11 protein-coding genes are annotated in these 24,322 nt (G+C 45.3%); 2 read left to right on the top strand and 9 right to left on the bottom strand.

What is annotated here, in order from left to right; translation table 11 throughout:
• Positions 1–53 precede the first annotated feature (53 nt).
• Positions 54–875: a transporter gene (locus PCC7418_RS14215; protein ID WP_216086644.1), complete on the bottom strand. Its 822-nt coding sequence runs from the start codon at positions 873–875 to the stop codon at positions 54–56.
• A 963-nt stretch (positions 876–1,838) separates the two neighbouring features.
• Here PCC7418_RS14215 and PCC7418_RS14210 point away from each other — a divergent pair.
• A complete protein-coding gene (locus PCC7418_RS14210; RefSeq protein ID WP_015226880.1) occupies positions 1,839–7,598 on the top strand; it encodes a translocation/assembly module TamB domain-containing protein in 5,760 nt (1,919 codons plus the stop codon).
• 16 nt (positions 7,599–7,614) lie between these two features.
• Here the strand turns inward: PCC7418_RS14210 and PCC7418_RS14205 are convergent, their stop codons facing one another.
• The 8 genes from PCC7418_RS14205 to PCC7418_RS14170 all read right to left on the bottom strand — a co-directional run bounded on the left by PCC7418_RS14205 (position 7,615) and on the right by PCC7418_RS14170 (position 22,358).
• Positions 7,615–10,080, bottom strand: coding sequence for an alpha/beta fold hydrolase (locus PCC7418_RS14205; RefSeq protein WP_015226879.1), 2,466 nt, complete (start codon positions 10,078–10,080; stop codon positions 7,615–7,617).
• A gap of 322 nt (positions 10,081–10,402) precedes the next feature.
• Entirely contained in the window at positions 10,403–11,650 is a 1,248-nt protein-coding gene (locus PCC7418_RS14200) for a mechanosensitive ion channel family protein (RefSeq protein ID WP_015226878.1), read from the bottom strand.
• Positions 11,651–11,733: 83 nt separating this feature from the next.
• Entirely contained in the window at positions 11,734–12,003 is a 270-nt protein-coding gene (locus PCC7418_RS14195; RefSeq protein WP_015226877.1) for a hypothetical protein, read from the bottom strand.
• 31 nt (positions 12,004–12,034) lie between these two features.
• Positions 12,035–15,256: an efflux RND transporter permease subunit gene (locus PCC7418_RS14190; protein WP_315862115.1), complete on the bottom strand. Its 3,222-nt coding sequence runs from the start codon at positions 15,254–15,256 to the stop codon at positions 12,035–12,037.
• A gap of 37 nt (positions 15,257–15,293) precedes the next feature.
• Entirely contained in the window at positions 15,294–16,526 is a 1,233-nt protein-coding gene (locus tag PCC7418_RS14185) for an efflux RND transporter periplasmic adaptor subunit (RefSeq protein ID WP_015226875.1), read from the bottom strand.
• Positions 16,527–16,575: 49 nt separating this feature from the next.
• Positions 16,576–17,214: a histidine phosphatase family protein gene (locus PCC7418_RS14180; RefSeq protein WP_015226874.1), complete on the bottom strand. Its 639-nt coding sequence runs from the start codon at positions 17,212–17,214 to the stop codon at positions 16,576–16,578.
• 111 nt (positions 17,215–17,325) lie between these two features.
• The gene (locus tag PCC7418_RS14175; RefSeq protein WP_015226873.1) at positions 17,326–19,749 is read right to left on the bottom strand and encodes a phosphoketolase; all 2,424 of its coding nucleotides are present in this window, start codon (positions 19,747–19,749) and stop codon (positions 17,326–17,328) included.
• Between the two features lie 59 nt (positions 19,750–19,808).
• Positions 19,809–22,358: a glycogen/starch/alpha-glucan phosphorylase gene (locus tag PCC7418_RS14170; RefSeq protein ID WP_015226872.1), complete on the bottom strand. Its 2,550-nt coding sequence runs from the start codon at positions 22,356–22,358 to the stop codon at positions 19,809–19,811.
• A gap of 681 nt (positions 22,359–23,039) precedes the next feature.
• On the opposite strand from PCC7418_RS14170, the gene PCC7418_RS14165 reads away from it, so the two are divergent.
• A complete protein-coding gene (locus PCC7418_RS14165) occupies positions 23,040–24,257 on the top strand; it encodes a response regulator transcription factor (RefSeq protein WP_015226871.1) in 1,218 nt (405 codons plus the stop codon).
• The last annotated feature ends 65 nt before the right edge of the window (positions 24,258–24,322 follow it).

The raw sequence follows: 24,322 nt of genomic DNA, 5'->3' as shown, positions 1-24,322 counted from the left end.
TTCATCCTAATTGACCAACGGTAATCTCTGACTGAAAATCTTGATGCACTCAATTACTTGGGAAATAACAAAGTTAATTGTGCGCGCACTGTCCAATCTGCTGCATTGTCAGGATGGACAATATTCCAATAGCCTTGCAGAGAAGTATTGACTGGTTGCTTGCCAATGTTAAAAACGCGACCAAAGCCCCCTCCAATCGGAATCACCCACTGTTCCCCTTCTGCATTCCAGTTCGCTGTGAGAATAGGAGCCGATACAGCATACCATCCCCCCTCAAAGTTATAGTTAAAGAAAGGTTGCAGCGTTAAAAGACTAACCTCAGAGCGATCATCATCACCTGCGAATGACCAAACTTGGCTGATCAGACCTCCTGCAACAATGCGATCTTTAGTGACCAAGCCGACGGCTGATGCTCCCAGTGACCATTTCCCTAACCCGAGCACTGTATCTGTGGCAGTGGGAATGATCAAAGAAGGTCCTACCCCCCAAGTAAAATCTCCTGTTGTTCTTGGGGTAAAAAATCCTTGATAATTGATATCACCGAAGCCAAAGGCATTATCACTTCCTGATGTTAGTTTGGGTTGATACGCGATCGGGATAATTGTCCGATTCACTAAGTTCCAATTATCATTAATAGGTGTTGGAATAACTGGCTGAATATTCAAGATATTACTGGTTCGATCAAAGTCACCCACCCCAAAATTTGTATTATTTTGAAAGGGGACTGAAATCAGACTTGCAACTGGATTTTGAGATTGCTTTGCCAGATCCTCATAATTATTGGAAGCTGCTTCTTTTTCATCAGCTTGTGCTGTTTGAATCGTATTCATCGGAATTTCTACATTCTTCTCAAGAGGAGATTCAGGAGAATTCATAAGAAGCTCTCTAGTGGATCGGGTCTGATCTGAAGTTGAAAACAACAGGTCTTGAGCTTGAACACTCGCTTTTGGTAAATTTGCTTCACTATCCTCCTCGATCTGAATAATCAGAGCCAGATCATGCCAACTTTTACGATCAGCAAATTGATAATCAATCCCTTCCCCCAAAGGATCTGTAAATGGTAAAGAGTCTAATTGATATGAAACCTTTTCAATGGGTTCCAAACTGATTAAACTGCTTTCCCTCGAAAATAAAAGGCTTTTTTGTAGTCTTATATTTAACCCCTCATCCGCTATTACAATAGGTTGCCAACAAAAGTTAGCGATTAACATCACTAAATAAAATTGAACGAAATATATAATCCTTGATTGAAAGGCAGTAATCTGGAAATTTTCTGAAATTTCTTCCTGAATCATTCGTTGTGTGGAAAAATTTTGTTATCCTTTCTTTGTGACTATCATTCATTTGCTCATGAAAAAGACTCTTGCTGGTGTTGGGTTTCGTCACCTCAACCCAACCTACGTTTTGAATCTTTTGTCAGTCAATCAGCTTTGTGATTGTCATTCATTTGCTCATGAAAAAGACTCTTGCTGGTGTTGGGTTTCGTCACCTCAACCCAACCTACGTTTTGAATCTTTTGTCAGTCAATCAGCTTTGTGACTATCATTCATTTGCTCATGAAAAAGACTCTTGCTGGTGTTGGGTTTCGTCACCTCAACCCAACCTACGTTTTGATCATAAAAAAGTATCAATGAAAGTTCATCCTCCAACATGGAGGAAAAAAGAAGGAGTACAGCTAGTGTTAACGATCGCGCTTTCCCTTAGATGTCTAGTACTGAAGTAGGAATCGATCTCAGTGTAAGATTAGTTGGTAACAAACAAGACTTATCATTATTTTTTAGTATTCGTTTTAATCAGAAATAATCTTAAAATTCAGTGACTTCAACTGAATTAGAATCATGAATCATTCTCCATTACAACCTGATCCTGAGTCGAATCCCCCACTCTCTAAAATCTCTCGTTTTTGGAACTGGCTGAAACGCCCTTCAACGGTAATTGCTACCGGAACAGTTGTTGTGATTATAATTGGCGGTTCAATAATTTCCTATTCTGTGATTCGTCGCCAATTACCTTCTTTTTTAGAATCTCAACTGACCAATTTTCTGGATCGTCCTGTTGATCTCGGGGAGTTAAAAACTTTCTCGTTTTCTGAAATTGAAATGGGATTTTCAGAAATTCCAGCCACAGCCTCTGATCAGGATAATCTTTCTGTTCAAGGGATTAAAATTGAATATGATCTGGGTTCATTGCTAACACAGTGGAAATTACCAATTCATTTGACAATTATTAATCCTGATATCTATCTGGATCAAAATGAAAAGGGGGCTTGGTTAGAGTTAGATTTAAAACCAACAGAAACAGAACCGAAGCTACCAGAATTACCGTTTGAGTTAGAAGCAAACGCCACGATTGAAGACGCAGAAATTGTCCTGCTTCCGCAAGCCTTAAACAGCACAGTAGAAATTAATTCTCAGGTGGAAGGAGTGTTAAATTATCCCCGAGAGGGGGAAAAAGAATTAAGCTATGATATTGAAGCAAACTTTGCAGATGCGCCGATTCAAATTCAAGGAAAAACTAATTTAAATAACTTGGTAACCCAAGCTAACATCGCGATCGCGCAACTATCTTTAGTGAAACTTAGCAGTTTAGTTGCACCGTTATCCGTTCGTTTAAGTCAAGGAGAATTAAATGCTGATCTCGATTTAAATATCCCCAGTTTAGAGGCGTATCAAGACAGTCAAGTTCAGGGGAATCTAGAAATTAAGCAAGTCACAGGAACCCTTGCGATCAGTGAAGAAAAAACCACCTCTTTTAACAGTAATATCGGATTGAATTTTCAAGATCAAGAAGTTAATTTTACCCAAGGCGATATCAAACTGGGAGAAATTGCGGTTAATTTATCAGGGAAAGCAAACTTAAAACAAGGATACGACTTAGATGTTTCGGTTTCTCCCTTTACGATTAAAGATGTTCTCGCTGTAACGCCAGATATCGAACTCCCGATTAAGACAGCAGGAGAATTTCAACTGGCTTTAAATATTTTAGGGGCAATTGATAACCCAGAATTAAAGGCAGTTTTTACTTCAACAAAACCGACAGAAATTGATCAAATTAAACTGGCTGAAACCAATGTTATCCTCAATGCCACTCTCGATCAGATTATACTCGATCGCGCTGAAATTATTCCAGAAACAGGGGGAACTATTGTCGCCACAGGAAAGATACAAACAGATTTAAAAGAAACATTACAGGGGAGAAAAGCCATTAACCCTGCTACAATGCCCGTTAACTTAGACGCAATAATTGATCTGCCCCTTGATGAATTAGCTTCAATTTATACCACACTTCCAACCGAGACTCTTCTTGGTTCATTTAATAGCAAGATTCAATTCCAAGGAACAGCAAAAGACCCTGATTTTCGTGCGAACTGGCAACTCATTGATACATTTATTACAACCGTTGGTGAAATTGTCGGAGAAGGAGAAGCCACCTTTGACGGGACACAATTCTTACTTGAGAATACAGGCTTCCAAACGGAATTAGGTGACATTACGATTTTCGGTCAAGGAAACTTAGAAACTCAAAATTGGGAAGCCATTATTAATAGTGATGCAGTTGCTCTTGATCCGATTATTTCGGAATTAATTGGGCAAGGAAAATTAGAAGAATCTATTACAGCCCTTAATATTGATATTAGGACTGGGGGAAGTTTAGAGGCTACCAATCTAGAAGATACCGCAGGAAAAGCGAATGTCACAGTTGCGGTAGGGGGAACAGCCATTGATTTTCAAGGAAATTTAGAAAAAGGAAATTTACAAACCTTTTTTAGTGGACAACGCTTGAATCTAGTCCCGTTGATTTCTCCATTTTTCCCGCAATTGAATGTTGCTTTAGAAGTGAATCGCTTACAAGGAGAATTAGGCGGAAATATTACATCTCTATTTCAAGAAGACTTTGATTTAGTCACCGCTTTAGACGCATTAGCAGGACAGGTAAATACCGTTGTTGCTATTGATAAATCTTTAGTAAACTTCAATGCTAATTTAAGAAAAGGCGGTCAACTAGAAGCTAATTTCTTCTCCGATTCTGCCTTTGCAATGACACCATTTGTCCCCAATTTACCCACAGAAGCAATCTTTGAAAATGGAACTGCTAGTGTCTCAGGGACGATCGCGCAACTCGCCACCCTTCTCAAGACTCAAGATGTGGGAGGACTGACCGCCCAAACTAACTTAAATTTCAGCATAGCAGACGGCGCGATCGCGCTTCAGGGCAACTTACAAAATGGCATCTGGGAGGCGAATCTCTTGGTTTCCGAGGTTGAGACTACTCCCATCACCCGCCCTTACCTCGTCAACCTAACACCCGAAACAACTGCCTTTACCTTTCCCCCACTCAACGCGGATGTTGCCATTTCTGGAGAAGCCAACCCCTTACTGCAAAATGCTCCCGCCTCAGTTGATCTAAATCGTGCGAATGTCGAATGGGGAAAACAATCGTTGCAAGCCCGAGGTAACCTCATATTAGCCCCCCTGTTCACCGCCCCCGATATTGCCGAAGCCCAATTTGAGGTGGAAACTAACCTTGATTTTAATACCCTTCCCACCGCCGAAATTCTAGATTTAATTCCTATTGAACGCCAGTATTTGCCCCAATCCTTAGAAATCGCTGGAGAAAGCCGTTTTCGCGGTCAAATTCGCGGACAGCAGTTATTACAAGCCCCAACCGCCCCCAATAGCATTATTGTGGAGGGAGATATCAACCTGACTAACTTCCAATTCAACGATTTGATTTTCGATCCCATGATGGCGGGAACGGTGAATTTCGCCACCGGTAACGATCTCGAAATTGCCTTAAGGGGAGACAATGATGCGATCATCGCTGCGGTGAGTCCTTGTTTAGAAACCGCTTGTGTTGCCCCTTACCGCTTAGATACCTTAGAATTACGACAACAGGAAGCCCCCAACGAACCAATTTTAGTCCTCGCCACTGGTCAAGACAATCAGATTGCAGCCAGCATTGAAAACTTTCCCCTCTCGATTTTTAGAATTGCCCCTACTCAAGAATTGGGCTTTCCGGGAACCGTCGGTGGTATCGTGAACGCCCAAGCCAGCCTTGATCTAGGAACTGTAACCGCGAAGGGAGAAGTTGAGATTGCAAAACCTGGGGTCGGAACAACTGAAGCCGATGAACTCGCGATCGCGTTTGCTTATGGAAACAACGAAGCCACTCTCTCGCAAGGACGTTTACTCATCGGAGAAAACCGCTTTAATTTTGAAGGGAACTATAACGTAACCTCTAGAGAAATTGGCGGGAACTTAACCTTAGTCGATGGCAATATTCAAGACATTCTCGCAGCCCTCAACTTGCCCAGTGTGCAAGACGTTGCTCGCTTTGCCCAAACCCAAGATCAAGGCAATGCAGCAGATTTAGGCGCGATCGCGCTGACCCCCCAAGACAATTCTCTTAGTTCCAGTTTAGCCCTGCATCGCAAGACCGTAAAGGAAGTCCAGGCGACTGCTGCATCCCGTCGATCTCAACTCCCCAATCAGCTAAATTTGAGAGGACAATTAGAGTTAGAAGCCAACTTAAACGGGACAGTTGATAACCCAGATCTTAATCTCAGCATCAGCGGAGAAGATTGGGAAGCCCGCCCTCGTGAAAGTGTTCCCACTGTCAACCCCACTCTCGGTTTTATTATTGAAGACGCTGGCATTTTACGGATCAATGATCTAACCATCGCAGCCAATTATCAAGAGGGTGTCGGTGAATTGGAAGAAGCCAGTTTAACGCTGGGTCGAGGAAAAATTACTGCCTCTGGAGAGTTTGACCCCAACCGCATTTCTGGAAACGCGGAAATTGATGATTTACCTTTGGATACGATTCTGGAATTTGTTCCCAGTCCCGTTGATGCTTCTGGCGCGATCGCGCTTAATCTTGCCGTATCAGGAACCCCACAAAACCCAGAAGTGCAAGGAGAATTTTCTTTTACGAACGGATCATTTCAAGGTCAAGCCATTGCAGAAAACTTTATCGGCGAATTTAGTTACAGCAATTCTCAGTTCGCCTTACAAACCACAAATCCCAGTGATATTGACATTCAAATTAATGGCAACATTGCCCTCCCCCCACAGCCCAACTTTGAAAATACCTTCACCGCCAATGCTGATATTGGAGAAAGCGGGTTCGCCTTGCTGAGTGCCTTCAGTTTAGGACAAATCGAATGGGTAAAAGGGAAAGGGAAGCTGGTAATGGCTGCGGAAACGGCTTACACCGATGATCCCCGTGCTGCCATTGATAACTTAGATCTCACAGGGCAAATCATCCTTGAAGACGCGGTTGTTCTCACCACTGCCCTCGACAAAAATTTAACCCTCAACGGTGAAGTGGTACTCAGCGAAGATCGCTTAAACATTGAACAATTACAAGGAAACGTCGATGAAGCGGAAATTGCAGTGACAGGGGTTTTTCCCTTCTTTACCCCCTTAGAGTCTGGCAATCCCTTAACCGCCCAACTGGATCAGGGTCAAATGAATCTGGAAAATCTCTATGAGGGTCGCGCTGATGCTAATATCACCCTGAAAGGGATGGCTCTAAATCCGATTATTGGCGGAGAAGTGCGTCTTTATGACGGACAAGTTTTTATCCCTCAGCGCACGGCAACAACCCTCTCCCCTGCTTATAAACGGTGGTTTGGTGACTTCGCAAAACTTTTAGGAGAACCCCCTGTCAACGTTCAACTGGATAACTTCCGGGTGATATTAGACGATAACTTTCGCTTGGTCAGTTCCCCAGTTTATAACTTCTCCATGACAGGAGATTTTACCCTCACGGGATCGCCTTTAGATATTCCTAGTTTACGGGCTTCTGGCGCGATCGCGCTCGATCGTGGAGACATTACCCTCTTTAATACCGACTTCTTCTTATCTCGTCTCAATGAAAATCAAGTGGTATTTGATGCCTCGCAACCGCTTCTCAATCCTACTTTAGACGTGGAAATGGGAACCACAATCTCTGATCCCACAGGAATTGGTGCAGAAACCTCACCCAACGAAATTCGCGATGATGTCATCCGAGTTGGACAAACCGATACGGTTACAGTGAATTTTTCAGTGCAAGGGCAAGCAGAGGAATTACTCACTTCTCTAGGCGCAGTGACAGAAACGGATGTTTGTCAACGCAGCCCCGAAGGCTTTTTTCCAGAAATGGCAACGGAGGAACTATCAACTAATAATTTAGAGCAAGAAGAACAGTGTCTGAATCAAACCGTTATTAGCAATGGCAACAATTCCAGCCAACAGATTTTAGAATCTCAAGCCGTGCAACTTTCTAGCAGCCCTTCTCTGGCGCGAGGAGAAATTATCGAACTTTTAGCCCAACAATTTGTTGGTCTAGCCGAACAACTCGAAAATAGCACGGGTGAGGAACTGTTGCAGTTTGGGGTGACCGAATTTTTGGTTGAACCTTTGGTGAGAGATATCATTTTCTCAGTCAATGAACAGGCGACGAAAGTGGCTCAACCGCTTATTGGTGTTGATCAGGCTTTAATTTATCCCGAATTAGAAGGTATTTATCAACTACAAGAAGACGCTATTTTAGGGGTGGGTTACGACTATATTTTTAGCGAATTTAAGGTGCGTTATGAACACTTCTTCTAGCCCAGAACTTGAGCTATTAACGATTTAGACAATACTCAAGGTCATTAAATTCAATCGGTATCGTTTGTTGAAACCACTGTTCCATGATCTGCTTTGCTGATGGTTCAGAAATAAATTTGTTGATCGTTGCAACCCACTGGGGGTCATTATTCGGGAGAATGAAGCCGTAAAAATCGCAGGTTAGAGGTAGTTTCGGTTGTAATTGATAATTTTGAATCGATAAATCTTTTTGGACAACTTCTGCGATGGTAAGAAGCGTATCATTGGCAAAGGCATCAATCTCTCCTTCCACAACTGCCTCTATTGCCTCGGTTTGTCCTTGTATTCCCTTGAAATAGACTAAGTTGGCTTGTGGGTAGGTGGTTGCCATAAATTCAGCTGTTGTTGTTTTCTCTAGAACGCCGATTTGCAGATTTTCCAGCGTGAAACTGGGATTAATTTCATCTGCGCGATCGCGCTGGCTCAATAAACGAGTGCCTGTGGTTAAAATCGGATTAGAGAAGGTAATTCCTTGAATATCTTGACGGATGGTATTAGGACCGCATTCGAGATGAACCGTGCCGTTTTGAACCAGAGAAAAGCGGTTATCCAAGGTTGAAGGCAGTTCTGCCAACTCGATTCGGAGATTAGTATCCAGTTGAGTGCTGAGATGATTTTGTAAGGCAACAGCTAAGTCAGTGCAGTAACCCGTCCACTGGTTTTGGCGGTCAATATAACCGAACAAGGGAACATCACGGCGCATGGCAACTTTCAGGACTCCAGTGCGCTGAATTTCATCGATAATACTTTCTTCGCGGTTGGCAACAGTGGCTTCAACCCGATCAGGAATCACTGGAATGGGTGTTTTTTTACCGTAAGCCCTTTCGAGAGCATCTGGGGAAAGAGACTGAATAATAGCTAAGTTGAGGGGGCGATCCTTGCTCAAGACTTGGCTATAACCGGCACTTAAGTAGGGCAGAAATTCAGCGCGATTTTCTAAATGAGCTTTAAAAAAGGCAACATTCAAGACTTTAAAATATTCTCGTCCAACCCCTTGGTGCTCACCAATTAAAAAGGAAGGAATCACTTCAATGCCTTCTGGACTCTGTTCACTGGTAATAAAATGCGTACCAGGGTTAAATAAGGCTAAATATTTCGGGTCTGACTGTAGCCAAACAAAGGGATGAATCTGCTCAGTTACCGTCGGCGCGACCAAATCCTGACTCCCAGCTGTCATCAATAAAGGAATCTTAGTGTGGCTCATACCCTCTGGTCCAAAAATCGCGCTGCTTAAGGGGTGCGCTGCCAAAGCAGCCTTAACTCGTAAGTCTCCCAGGTTAAAATTTCCAGGTGGTAAATGTTGGCCCCGACATTGCAGGTAAAGGGAAAAATTTAAAATGACATTATCTTGATGACAGGTTGCCACTAAGCGAGAATAATTGATTTCCGCGCCCGCTAGAGACAAAACGGTGGTTGCACCCAGAGAATCGCCCATCACGCCAATCTGTTCTAAATTCAACAAATCTGACCACTTTCCACCTGAAGCGACTGAGGCTTCTAGTTGATCGATTAAAAAGGAGATTTCCTGGGGACGATTGAGAAATTCTACTGGACTCAAGAGGGTATTGAGTTGACCAGAGAGATAAGTTTCCCGATAGGAGAGATCACTCCCGATATGATTGGGAACAAATACCGCAAACCCATAGGAGGCTAAATGTTCGGCAATATAGACAAAATTTTCTTTGACTGCACCAAACCCATGAGAAACAATAATGACTGGCGTTGGTTCAGTTAATCCCTGGGGCAGATAAACATCCACTGGAAATTCATAATTCACAGATAACCCCTGATCCGTTTGACGTAGCGCAGGATTAATGACTGTAATCGTTTCCTCTCGAATCTCATACTCTCCAGGTTGACTTAAATCTGGCAACTGGCTGAAGTCAAAGTCAGACCAAGCTAGTGCTTCGGCTTGTGCGTTCTTCTCAATGACAGCAACACTGGACTGATTATAGGCGAGGTAAACATTTAATAGTTCTTTGAGTTGAAGCAGATCTTGAACATCAATTTCGATCCGATCAGTGGGAAACTGCTCGATCACATCAAGGATCGTCCAACCATCTGCATCAGCCTGGTCAGCAGCGCCGACAATCGCAGCCCTGAGTCCATAAAACCCATTGCGATGGGGGGTATAGCGTATGACTTTTCCCAGTTCCTCTAACAAGTCTCGACCGAGAGGAGAGTGGGTCAGTTGATAAGCTCTTACTGCATCCAGGGAGAGAGGTCGTCGCAATCCTTTTCGTAAGTTGCTCATCATCTGCTCATCCGCAAAGCGAGCTAAGATTTTGAGATCGCCAGTCATCTCTCCAGTGTCCGCATAGACTTTCAGGGCCTCAAGAGAAAAAGAAAACGTAACTGGACCTAAAACTGAAAAACGGACTGTCTCGGCGCTAGAGACAGGTTGAGGGGCTATACATTCCGTGACAACCCCGATCATTGTCATTAGCCCACAGGAGGTGAGTCCCCATAAGAAGTTTGATAAATATTTGCTCACGGACACCATATCTTTATTTACATTAATCGTGCCTCTTTTGTTCTCACTCACGGTCGCTGGGATTTTCTCTAACAGCGACTCAAAGATTGGATCGCGCAGATGTAAAAGCTCCTTATAAATTTCACATTAAAAGGTAAAAATTTTATGTACGGCTTCCTGAATTCATCGCTTGTTATTTGTTATTCGTTCTTTGGAATACCAGTTACAGTAGTTAACCATGTAGGCCGTATCCCGCGCCAAGCACCACGAACTAATGACTAATTCAGCACACCTAGATATTCATGGGGGAATCGACATTGATCGGTTTCTGATCAATTTGGAAACGAATCCCATATTCTTGAAGACGTTTACTAATATTGCGTCGGGCAGCATCTAAAAGTTGTGTCCGAATTTCCAGCGCGATTGAACCCGCCCCGAGAATAAAGAAAGTGACCCGTGCTTGAGCAGGTTCTAATTGATCATTATTTTGATTATTTCTACTTCTAGGATTTTTATTGTCGATGCTGGGAGTGCCGAAGCTGACTTCGGTTAAGCGATGATCGATGCCGTAAATATCCTTGGTACTATCCAGAATAATTTGACGCACTAGGGCTTTTTCTTGTTCAGGAATGGCGCGTTCAAAAAAGATATTCAGTAGCGTAATAATTTTCTGTGCTCCTGATAAATTTTCAATGGACATTTGCGTCAGCATACTATTAGGAATCACGACTAAAGTTCCTTTTCCCGATAAACGAATTTTGCTCGATCGCCAACCAATCCCTTCGACTCTGCCGAAGGTGCCGTCTTGCAGGTAAATATAGTCATCGACTACAAACGGACGATCTACATACAGCAAAATTGTCCACAACACCTGTTCCAAGACTTTTTGAGAAGCAAAGGCAACAGCAATTCCGCCAATGCCGATACTTGCTACTAAGCCCGTAATACTGAGACGATGTGACTCGGCAAAAATAAAGATGACAATGAGAACAATGAGTGAATTAGCAACAAATTTAATGAAGGCTAACAGTTCGCTGTTGACATTCTTTCGGCTTCTTAGGGCTAAGTCGAGCAGATAACCGCTAAAAAACTGATTAAAGAGAGTAAATGCTAAAAGACAAGTATTAATCGCGATCGCGCCCCCAAGAAAAAATTCGCTAATGAATAACCACGTCGGTTCTTCAGGAATTAACAATAAAACAATATCGCCAAGGGAGAGGAAAAACGAAACAGTAATCCACCGTTGATAAGGAGCAACAATTTGTTGATAGGCTGCTTGCAATTCTAACGGCAAAAACCGAAACACCAGAAAACGCAAAATCCTGGGAATGACGAAAACAATAGTGGTAATTACAAGTGCCAGAACGCCCAAAATTAAGTAAATGGGATTGATCGCGATCGGCTCTCCAGAAATCATCAGTTGATGCAGTTGATCCAACCAATTGAGTATCAACATGGGATTTTGAGGCGAAGACGAATCCGTCTCGACAACGGTTTGCAAAATTAGAGTGAAAGGATAGTGAGGAGTTGTACTGATCATAAATGGAACAATTAAACAATAAAAATTAAATTGGTCATTGAACCCTGGGTGCAAATGGTGCTTTTTTTAGCAAACTCCATTGATTAACTGTTTTGAGATTCCTTGCTGCTGTGTTTTTTAGCATGGCGAGCATTCTCTTCTCTGTCTCGTTGCTGTTTGAGTTGTCTTAAGGATTCTTGACTCAAACCCATTAGTAAGCCAAAACTTCCGCCGACAATCGCATACTTGCGCCCTAAATCGCGATAAACCTCAGATGTGTAAGGGCTGGGAATGGCACGACCAACGACCCACCCCATGCCCATTCCCACAAGAGCCGTCACTAGACCTGAGAAAATAATTCTTTTGTAATTCATCGGTTTTCCCCTCTGCCATTGAGCGATTCAGTTAGGAACGGAAAGCAGCTTGTTCTTCTTCGGAAGCATCACTGAGATTTGCCAGTTGAGAGCCGTTGACCTGCGCGGGAGGGTTACTATCCAGAAAATGACTTTCTAAACTTTTAATCACCACATACAGCACAGGAACAATGAGCAAACTGAGCACTGTTGCCACCAGCAAGCCCCCAAACAAGGCGGTTCCAATAGACCAACGCGATGCCGATCCTGCTCCAGTTGCAATCACCAAGGGGAAAAACCCAACCAGTGAGGAAATCGCCGTCATGAGAATCGGTCGAAAGCGTTCCCCTGCTGCTTTTTGGGCTGCTTTAACAATGCTTAAACCTTCCATGCGGGCTTGGTTAGCAAACTCGACAATCAGAATCGCATTTTTACTCGCCAGACCAATTAACATCACTAAAGCGACGTTCGCATAAACATCATTCACTAAGCCTCGCATAGACAAGAACAGCAAAGACCCTAACATCGCTAACGGAACCGATAGCAGAATAATAATCGGGTCAACGTAACTCTCATACTGAGCCGAGAGTGTGAGAAAGACCATGATAATCCCAAAGAGAAAGACTAAGATGCCCAAACTACCGGCAGCAATTTCTTCTTTGGCTAAACCAATCCAGTTACTGTTGATACCAGGAAGAGCGCTGGCTTCTACCGTTTCATCCATAGCAGCGATCGCCTGTCCGCTACTGTAGCCTGGTGCGGGAGAGCCTTGCAGTTTAATCGAACGATAGCCATTGTAGTGGGTAATCGTTTGTGGCCCCGTAATCGGTGTTATCGTTGCCAGTTCGCTCATGGGAATCATGTTGCCATCGCGAGAACGGACGTACAGTTTTTTGATATCCTGAGGCGAATTGCGATAATTCCCTTGGGCTTGGACGTAGGCTTTATAACTGCGAGTACCGAGGACAAAGTCATTTACATATTGAGACCCCATCGTTGCCCCGAGGGTTTGCACCGCTTGTTGGAAATCAATGTTGAGAGACTCTAACTTGTTACGGTCAAATTCTACCTGTAATTGGGGCGTTCCTGCTGTAAATTGAGTATAAGCGCTCCCACCGATCGCTGGTTTTTGATTGGCATTGCCTAAGATTTCTTGGGCGTTCCCTAGAAATTCATCAATGGAGAGTTTTCCACCTGTGCGATCTTGGAGCATTAACTCAAAGCCTCCTGTCGTTCCAAAGCCAGGAATTGCAGGAGGGTTAAACGCAGCGACGATCGCGCTGTCAATTTGACTAAATGCAATGTTCAACCGTCGCAAAATGCCATTAATTTTCTGTTCCTCGTTGGTTCGCTCTCCCCAAGGTTTCAGTTTGGCAAAGAACAATCCCTGATTTGGTCCAGCCCCCTCAAAGCCGTTCCCACTGGCAATAAAGCTGCCTTCAATTTCAGGAATTTCCCCCATGATCTCCCCAACTTCTGCAACCACCTGGTCGGTATAGCTCAAGGAAACCCCATCTGGAGCTTGAATCAAACCTAAAACCACCCCTTGATCCTCTGCGGGAACAAAACCACTGGGAACCGCTTGGAACATATAGTACGTCCCAAACAGAGCAGCGACAAATGCAGCCATGACTAAATAGCGAATGCGAATGAAAAACGCCACCAGACCTTGATATCGATCGCGCAAGCCAGCCAGAAACTGGTTAAATTTGCCAAAGAACCAGCCGAGAGGCCCTCTGCTTTCCTGTTGCGGTCGCAGCAGAATCGCGGACATACTGGGACTAAAACTGAGGGCGTTAAAGGTAGAAACAACAATGGCAAAGGCGATAATCAGGGCGAACTGTTGGTAGAGTTTTCCAGTTGTTCCTGGGAAGAAGGCAACAGGAATAAAAACCGCTAGTAGCACCAAAGACGTTGAAACCACCGCCCCCGTCATTTCTTTCATCACTGCCATTGAGGCTTCTTTTGCCGATAAGCCTTGCTCTAGTTTTCCGCTTACCGCCTCCACAATCACGATCGCGTCATCCACAACCACTCCCGTGGCAAGAATCAGACCGAACATGGTTAAACTGTTGATGGAGAAGCCAAAGATCAGGGCAAACGCCAACGCCCCAATTAAAGCCACAGGAATCGCGATCGCGGGAATAATCGTGGTGCGCCAGTCCTGTAAAAAACAGTAAATCACCAAAATCACCAGCGCGATCGCTTGCAGCAGGGTAATAAACACTTCTTTAATCGAGGTTTGAATAAAGGAAGTGGTGTCGTAAACAATCTCCGCTTTCATCCCTGGCGGAAAATTCTCGTTTAACTCTGCCATCGTACTTTGGACATTTCTCGCCACATCCAAAGCATTACTCCCTGGGGATTGGTAAACGGCAAGCCCTAACCCTTCCTGTCCATTCACTAACGCATTACTGCTATAGTTCTCGGCCCCAATTTCCACATCACCGACATCTTCCAATTTCACCAATGTGCCATCATTGCCCGTTTTGACCACTAAATTGTCAAAATCTTTCGGATTGGTAAAGCGACTGCGAATTCGCAAAGGCAACTCATAACTTTGACCCTCAGGCACCGGTTCTTGACCGATCGCGCCTGCCCCAACTACAATGTTTTGAGAGCGCAAAGCATTCACTACATCGAGAATGGTTAACCCACGAGCGCTTAACGCGGTTGGATTCAACCACAACCGCATCGCATTTTGTTTATTGCCAAAAACGGCAACATCGCCCACCCCCGACACCCGCTTAATAATATCGGTGACATTGAGATCGACATAATCGCTAATAAAGATATTGTCATACTCCCCTCCTTCCGAATAGAATCCATAGATCATGAGAATACTAGTAGAGGCTGCCTTCGTTGATACCCCTAGTTGTTGAACCGAAGAAGGCAGTTTTGGCAAGGCTTGGGCAACTCGGTTTTGCACATTCACCTGGTTGGTGCTTTTATCAGTATTGGAGGGAAACAAGACAGAAATCTTACTGGTGCCAGCATAGCTTTGGGAGGTCATGTAATCCATGTTCTCCACCCCATTGATATCCCGTTCGAGAATCGTGGTCACCGTATTTTCCACCGTATCCACATCCGCACCAGTATAAAAAGAACTCACCTGAATTTGAATGGGGGAAATGTCAGGTAAGTAGTTGATGGGCAATAGCGGAATACAAACTCCTCCCACTAAAAGAATCAACAATGTGCAAACGGTGGTCAGTATCGGTCGTTTAATAAAGGTATTGGCAATCGAAAAAATGGGCATAATGGCTTCAGTCAACTGTTAATTTCGGATTTGGCAAGACTTCTGTGATCACTTATTGGGGTTGAATCGCTGCTCCATCTCTCAATTTCAGAATGTTGGAAACGGCAATTTGATCTCCGGCTTCTAACCCGTCTAAAACCTGATAATCCGATCCTTGAATCTCCCCAAGTTGAATCGGGCGTTGGCGCACAATCACCTCTGCTTCTTCATTACTGGCTTCGGGTTGGTCTTGAACGAAAACAAAACTTTTACTTCCGACCCGAGAAATCGCTGTTGTCGGAATTAAAATCCCTGGTTCATTATTCCAAACAATTTTTGCCTCCACCCGTTGTCCATCGCGGAGTGTTCCCCCAGAATTGGGGAAACGCGCTTTAATCGGAATCGTTTGCAGGGTTGTCTCCACATTGGGAGAAATAAAATTGATTTTTCCTTGGCTTAAAGTCTGCTGGCTCGCTGGATCAAGCAATTCTACCGTCATCCCTTGCTGTAACTCCCCAGACCGTCGGGCGGGAACTGAGATTTCCAGATCGAGGAAATTATTGCGGGTAATGGTCGCAATTGTTTCCCCTGGTGTAATGTAATCGCCTTGCTTGACCGCTAAATCCCCGACAATCCCTGAGATTGGCGAAAGGATTTGTTTAAAGCCAACACTCACTTGTGCTGCTTTCACTTGGGCGCGGGCCTGTGCCAGATTGGCTTCGGCTTGGCGAATGGCTGCTTGCGCTGCTTCCACTGCATTTTCCGCTTCCTGCAGTCGATTTTTTTGAGTTTTCAACTCAGTTTCCGCTTGATCGAGGCGAAATTGCCCGATCGCGCCAGCTTCTAAGAGAAATTGGGCACGATCATAATTAACTTGGGCTAAGTTCACTTCTTCTTGGGCAGAATCTCGCTGAGACTGGGCAACTTTTCGTTTTTCAACGGCCGTCTCACGGCTGGCGATCGCAGCGTTAACGCCAGCTTGGGCATTTTCTAACTGAGGAAGCGTCTGATCAGGTTCTAACACCATCATTGCTTCTCCTTGTGCCACGCGATCGCCCGGGGCCACTCGCATTTGTTGAATGCGCCCTTGAATTTCTGGCTTGAGCGCCACTTTCTCCGTTGCTTCTAAATTTCCCACAAACTGAGAACTCTCTTCTAAGGTTTCTGGGCTTAAGGTTTCGATCGCGACGGGAATCGGCGGGGGACTGCTGGCTTGTGCATCAGGTTTTGCCGTGCTGCATCCAGTGCTGGTGGCAGCAATTAGCAGCAATAGCCCCCAAAATGTTTGATGATCGGAAGATTTCATAGTTCAACAACTCTCCTTGCAGATTCGGCGATGATGAGGGTTTCTTAATTTAGGCTTCGGGTCGATCGCGCAGTTGAGAGGAAAGATGAGCGCGATCGCCGAGTACCCGTAAAAGCGGTCCATAACGGTCAAACTTGACAACAGTGAGAGCAGACACTGGCATAAAAATCCGATCGCGATAGCGACCTAAATCAATTCCCAACAAACTGCACAACACAATCCGAATCGTTGCCTTATGAGACACCACCAGCACGTGACCATCGGGATAATTTTCCTCAATTTCCGCAATCACCCAAGCAGCCCGACTCGCCACTTGTACCGCCGTTTCTCCACCTGTGGGCGGATTCCAAGCCGGTTCAGTTAACCAACTAATGTAATCCTCGGGATAGAGCTTCTTCACTGTCTCTGGGGTCTGATCCTCCCATTTGCCATAGTTGAGTTCTTTAATCCCGTCTCGCAATTGCATTTCCAACCCCGTTGCCTCACACAGGGGTTTCGCCGTCGCGATCGTCCGTTTCATCGGACTGGAAAAAATCGCACACCAAGGAAGCGAACGGTAAGTTTCCGCAAAGGCTTGCGCCATTTCCTGTCCCTCACTCGTGAGTTCAGGATCAAGTTCTCCACAGTATCCGCCTGTTTGGCTGTGGGTGGTCTCACCATGACGTAGAAAATATAAATTTAAACTCATTTCTTTTCCGAAGCAACTGAACAACAACATCAATGATAAAAGAGAGAGCAGTTTGCAAGAAGTGGACTCAGCCATCTGCAAGCGGTTCTCTCACCAATAACGCACTAACAATTAAGTACGGGAACTGTCATCGGGCCACTTCCAGTTCACAATCTCGGGTTTATCTCGTCCTTCTTCAAAGGCATAGTTGAGATGCTCGATAATTTGATTCTGCATCCGTTCTTTAACATAAGCAGCAGCAGAACGGAGTTTTGGCACTCGCTCAATCACATCAATGACCAAATTAAAGCGATCAATCTGGTTGCGGATTGCTAACTCTAATGGCGTATTGATATTCCCCTCTTCCTTATACCCGCGCACATGAATCCGCTCTTGATTGGTGCGTCGGTAAACCAATTTGTGAATTAACCAAGGATAACCGTGGAAATTAAAGATCACCGGTTTGTCTGGGGTAAACAGATCGTCAAAGTCTGTATTCGAGAGACCATGGCTATGTTCTTGTTCGGACTGCAATTTGTAGAGATCCACCACATTAATGAAACGGACTTTCAAATGGGGAAACTCTTCGCGCAAAATAGCGGTTGCTGCAAGAGATTCCATCGTCGGAATATCCCCACAACACGCCATTACCACATCTGGTACATCGGGTTCCGTTCCGCAATCATCATTGCTCGCCCATTCCCAAATCCCAATGCCTTTGGTGCAGTGTTGGATCGCTTCTTCCATCGTTAAATACTGCAAGTGCATCTGCTTGTCAGCGATGATGACATTGACGTAATCGGTACTACGCAAACAGTGATCAGTGACGGAGAGGAGACAATTGGCATCTGGGGGTAAATAAATCCGAGCAACATCAGGGCTTTTATTCGTGACTAAATCAATGTAGCCAGGATCTTGATGGCTAAAGCCGTTGTGATCTTGTCGCCAGACCACCGAGGATAAGAGAATGTTCAAGGAAGCAACGGGCGCTCGCCAGGGAACCTCATTTTTACAAATATCTAACCATTTCGCGTGTTGGTTAAACATGGAATCCACCACATGGGCAAAGGCTTCATAGGTGTGGAACAGACCGTGGCGACCAGAAAGAAGATATCCTTCTAACCAACCCTGCAAAGTATGCTCGCTCAACATTTCCATCACGCGACCATCTGGGGAAAGTTCCCCACCATCCGCATCTTCTGGGAGATAGTTCGCCAACCAAGTTTTCTTACTCACTTCATAAATTGGGTTCAAACGGTTCGATGCGGTTTCATCTGGACCAAATACGCGGAATTTGGTCATATTTTTCGCCATGACATCCCGGAGAAAATACCCCATGACTTTGGTATTTTCGACTTCTACGGTTCCTGGCTTTGGCACTTGTACTGCATAGTCACGGAAGTTGGGAAGAGACAACTCTTTGCGAACGATACCGCCATTGGCGATGGGATTGGCACTCATTCGGCGCTGACCGGTTGGCGCTAATTCTTTCAGTTCTGGAATCAAGGTGCCGTTGTCATCAAACAGTTCTTCTGGCTTATAACTTTTCATCCACTCTTCCAGGAGCTTGACGTGCTCTGGATTACTGTGCATTCCGCCCATGGGAACTTGGTGCGCCCGCCAAAAGCCTTCCACTTTATGACCATCCACGTCTTTGGGACCCGTCCACCCTTTCGGGGTGCGGAGGATAATCATCGGCCAACGTGCCATTTTTGCCTCGCCACTGGTGCGCGCTTCCCTTTGAATACTGCGGATCTGGTTGACACAGTCTTCTAAGGTTGCTGCCATCTTTTGGTGCATTTCTTCTGGATCTGACCCTTCCACAAAGTAGGGGGTATAACCGTAGCCCCGGAACAGATACTCTAAATCTTCGTGGTCAATGCGAGACAAGATGGTGGGGTTGGCAATTTTATAACCGTTGAGGTTCAAAATCGGGAGCACTGCCCCATCTCGAATCGGGTTAATAAATTTATTGGAGTGCCAGGCTGTGGCGAGGGGACCCGTTTCCGCTTCACCATCGCCAACCACGACGACACTGATCAAATCAGGGTTGTCAAATACGGTGCCATAAGCATGGGAAATGCTATAACCGAGTTCACCCCCTTCATGGATTGAACCAGGAGTTTCTGGGGTGCAATGGCTGCCGATGTGTCCGGGGAAGGAGAATTGCTTGAAAAACTTCTGCATCCCTTCTTCATCTTCACTTTTATCTGGGTAAATTTCAGAATAGGTCCCTTCGAGATAGACGGGACCGAGAACTCCAGGCGCACCGTGACCAGGACCAGCTAAAAAGATCAGGTTCAGGTCATATTTTTTGATCAGCCGATTGAGATGAATATAGGAAAAACTTAAGGCGGGAGAGGCTCCCCAATGACCAAGTAAGCGATACTTAATGTGCTCGGCTTGTAAAGGCTCTTTGAGCAAGGGATTGTCTTTAAGATAGATCATCCCGATCGCGAGATAGTTACACGCTCGCCAGTAAGCATGAATTTTTTGCAGTTCTTCTGGGGAGAGCGGGGTAGGTGAAACGGTTGCGGGAGAAGTGGAAGCAGTCATCTTTAGGATTACCTCATTTAGAATACAGTTAACAATGGGTTGAATTTTTGGATTTCTCCTTAGACGGAGAGACCCGCCTTCGTCTGTGCATAAGCCTCGAGCTCAACTTTGACGGGTGGCGTGTGCCAGATGCGATCGCTGTACTCCCGAATTGAGCGGTCTGAGGAAAACTTGCCCATACGAGCGACATTGAGAATGGACATCCGCGTCCAATGCTCGGAATCTCGATAAGCTCGGCTCACCTGGCTCTGACATTCAATGTAGTCTGGGTAGTCCACGAAAAGCAGGTAGGGATCCTCATTCATGAGGGAGTTAATCAGAGGTCGGAATAATTCGCGATCGCCGCCGGAGAAAAGTCCCGAATCGATCAGGTCAATGGCACTTTTGAGCAGGACATTGCTTTGATAATAGTATTGGGGCGTGTAACCGCCAGCTTTCAGTTGAGCGACCTCATCAGCACTCAAGCCAAATCGGAAGAAGTTTTCTGCCCCGACTTCCTCTCGAATTTCTACATTTGCCCCGTCTAGAGTGCCAATGGTGAGAGCGCCATTCAAGGAAAACTTCATATTCCCAGTTCCGGAGGCTTCTTTGCCAGCAGTGGAAATTTGCTCGGAGAGATCCGCTGCGGGATAAACGGGCTGGCTATTGGTGACGTTGTAGTCGGGGATAAAGACTACCTTCACGCGATCGCGCACGGTTGGGTCATTATTGACCGTCTCAGCCACCGAGTTGATTAACTTGATCATCAGCTTCGCCATGACATAGCCAGGGGCTGCCTTACCGCCAAAAATAAAGGTGCGGGGAACGAGGTCAAGATTAGGATTTTGCTTCAGGCGATCATACAGGGTAATAATATGGAGCACATTCAGGTGCTGGCGTTTGTACTCATGAATCCGCTTCACTTGGATATCAAAGAGGGAGCTTGGATTGATCGCAATCCCTTGTTGCTTATAAATGCGATTCGCCAAATCCTCTTTCACCGCTTGTTTAACTTGTCGCCACTCTTGTTGGAATGCTGGATCGTCAGCGAAGGTTTCCAACTGTCGCAAATCATCGAGATGGGTCAACCAGCGATCGCCGATTTTACTGGTAATTAGGCGCGTCAACCGAGGATTACTAAGGGCAACCCAACGACGAGGAGTGACCCCATTAGTGACATTGGTGAAGGTTTGTCGCCAGTTCCCCACTGCAAAGAGTTCGGCAAAAGGTTGTAGGACTTCTGCTTGCAGTAACTGGGTGTGTAGTTCCGCAACGCCATTAATGGTATGGCTGCCCACTGTCGCCAAGTGAGCCATCCTGACATAACGCTCCCCAGACTCATCAATTAAGGAGAGTTGCGCTAATTTTTCATGATCGTCGGGGTATTGGATTCGCACTTGATCGAGAAAACGGCGATTGATCTCGTAAATAATTTCCAAATGTCTGGGAAGAAGGCGACGAAACAAATCCAGGGGCCATTTTTCCAGTGCTTCTGGCAAAAGCGTATGATTGGTATAACCAAACGTCTGCTGAGTAATCTCCCAAGCCCGTTCCCACCCCATGCCATGCTCATCAACCAAGAGACGCATCAGTTCCGCCACCCCAATTGATGGGTGTGTATCGTTAAGCTGAACCGCAAATTTCTCGTGGAAAGTCTCGATGGGGTTACCCCGCCGTAGATGAATCCGAATCATGTCTTGCAAGGCACAAGAGACAAAGAAATACTGTTGCTGTAGGCGCAGTTGTTTCCCTTGCAGGGGTTCGTCGTTGGGATAAAGAACTTTCGTGATGTTTTCCGAAACAATCTTTGCATCGACAGAGCCATAGTAATCACCCAGATTAAAGGCTTCAAAATCGAACGATTCGGGGGCTTCGGCTTTCCATAAACGTAGGGTATTGGCGGTGTTAACCCGATAGCCTAAGATTGGAGTATCATAAGGAATCCCTTTCACTTCTTGACCCGGAATCCAGTTAACCCGCATTGCTCCCTGGTTGTCAGTATAAACCTCTGTATGTCCACCAAACTTCACCATTTGAGCAGCTTCTGGGCGAGCAATTTCCCAAGGGTTACCGTATTGCAGCCACTTATCGGTAATTTCAACTTGCCAACCCTCCTGAATTTCTTGGTCAAAAATACCGAATTCGTAGCGAAGGCCATAGCCGACGGCAGGGATTTCTAGAGTGGCTAGGGATTCGAGATAGCAAGCAGCCAGTCGTCCTAACCCGCCGTTGCCTAAGCCAGGTTCTTCTTCTTGGGCAAGCAGAGTGGGCAAGTCGAGACCCGATTCGGTCACAGCTTGCTGCACTTGCTCGTAGATGCCAAGGTTAATGAGGTTATTTTCAAGGTGAGGACCGAGTAAGAATTCTGCCGAGAGATAACTGACAACTTTAACATTCTGTTCTAGGTAGGTACGGATGGTGCTTAGCCATCGTTGCAGGAGCCGATCGCGCACGGTATAAGCTAACGCCATGTAATAATCATTTGGCGTGGCAATGCGCGGAAATTTTCCTTGCAGGTAAAACAAGTTGTCGGCGAGGGCCCGGCGCAAAGTCGGGATACTCAACCCCGTTCGGTCGTCTTCAACGCCGGTTACCGTCACCGCGAGATTACTTTGCGTATTTTCAACCATAATTGTTCGTCCTTGTGGTTTGATTGACACGCTGATCAGAGCATGAATAACAGCCCTTCAAGAATGCTATTCACAATAAGCCTCAACTGATACCCATCTCCTACTGGATCGGTTGTTGATTCCGACATCGGCATCATATAGCAGTTCTAATTCATTCGTAAAAACTTGATTAACTATTCCCCCCTTTCTAAGGGGGGCTAGGGGGGATTCCCCTTTCTAAGGGGGGCTAGGGGGGATTCCCCTTTCTAAGGGGGGCTAGGGGGGATTCCCCTTTCTAAGGGGGGCTAGGGGGGATTAATTTACAATTCTTATGGGATTGCTATAGCTGTTTCAGGAGGTTTAAACTTGTCATCTTTTCTTGGTTGAGCAATCATGTCATTCGCGATCAAAATGATGCTGTTGTCTTCTCCATTCCAATCTACTTACAAATATATTTAAGTTATTGATTAATGATCACAGCAAAAGGTAAAAAAAATGTGTAATCTAAAAAATTATTGGCTGCTTTTCAACCCTCTTTTATTTTTTTTTTGGGAAAGAATAAACTCTTAATGATTTCGTCTCTAATCCTTGAAGCTAAATTTCGTCATTGTGCAAGAAAAAAGTCTGATTTGCAATACTATTTGCCAAAAATAATCTGAAGAGAGTTGAATGCTAAGCCTTAGCTCATTCTGCATGAAGGTCATGAAAATTCTCTTAGTTTCCTCGAACCAAATTTTGCAGAAAAAACTGCATCAGAAGCTATCCCATCATCACTTCGTTGTCGAATTAGCGATTGATGGCGAGGAGGCTTGGGATTTGTTACAAGCCTTTCTCTATGATTTAGTGTTGCTAGACTCGGTATTGCCGAAAGTAAAGGGTATTGAGTTATGCCGTCGCCTGCGCGAAGTGGGCAATCCAGTTCTCATCCTGCTGCTACTAGCGGTTGCTGGTTGGGAGCATTGCATCGAAGGCTTAAATAGCGGGGCAGATGCCTGCTTAAGTCATCCCTTTCCAGAAGCAGCTCTGTTCGCCCAAATTGAGGCTCTAGGCAGACGTGGTAAGCATCGCGCCAGTTTTTGCCTTGATTGGGGTCCTGTATCCCTTAATCCCACTACCCGAGAAGTTACGTGCAAGAGTCAACGCTTAAAACTTAATCGTAAGGAATACCAACTGCTCAAATTATTTCTGAGTCATCCCCGGCAGAGGTTTCCGTGTCATGAAATTGGCGATCGCCTGTGGACACTAGATGAGCAACTCCCTACCAATGCGACAATTAAAAGCCATATCCGCAGCATTCGCCGTAAGCTAGAGCAGGCAGGGATGCAAGATTTGATTCAAACCCGCTACGGTCAGGGGTACAGCCTTAATTCCGATTATGACCCGGAGACAAAACCGTCTAACAAGGGCAATGCTACCCCAGAGCCAATGATGGATGCCGTTACAGCTAATCTTTGGCAAGAATTGATGGCTGCCAATGCGCGTCTCCAACGGGAAGTTGAGGAACGCAGAGCGGTTGAGAGCGAACTGCGCTGTTCAGAGCGGATGTTGCGCAATGCTCAGAAAGCTGCCCAAATTGGCTGTTGGGAATGGAATCTTGAAAATCGAAAGCTCTACTGGACAGAGGAACTCTTTCTCCTGCACGGTCTTGATCCCACTCAGCCCCCGCCCCATCCCGATCATCCTGAGGAAGCCTTAGCCCTGATTCATCCCGACGATGTGGAGCACTATCAGCAAAACATCCGCATTCCCGCCATTAAAGGAGAAGCATTTGAAGCCAACCTGCGGATTATTCGGGCAAATGATGGAGAGATTCGTTATATTAACGCACGCGGGGGTCCCGTTTTTGATCACTTAGGAAAAATTATTAAATTAACTGGAACAACCTTTGATATCACAAAATGGGTTGTTAACAGTAAATAAATTCTTAGACATTAGTCCACAAAATTAGTCATTTTAATCCGTGGAGAAGTCAAAATTGGAATATT

The sequence above is a fragment of the Halothece sp. PCC 7418 genome, from assembly GCF_000317635.1.
In the GTDB taxonomy this organism is placed as follows: Bacteria; Cyanobacteriota; Cyanobacteriia; order Cyanobacteriales; family Rubidibacteraceae; genus Halothece.
This window is presented reverse-complemented; position numbering and strand designations above follow the sequence as displayed.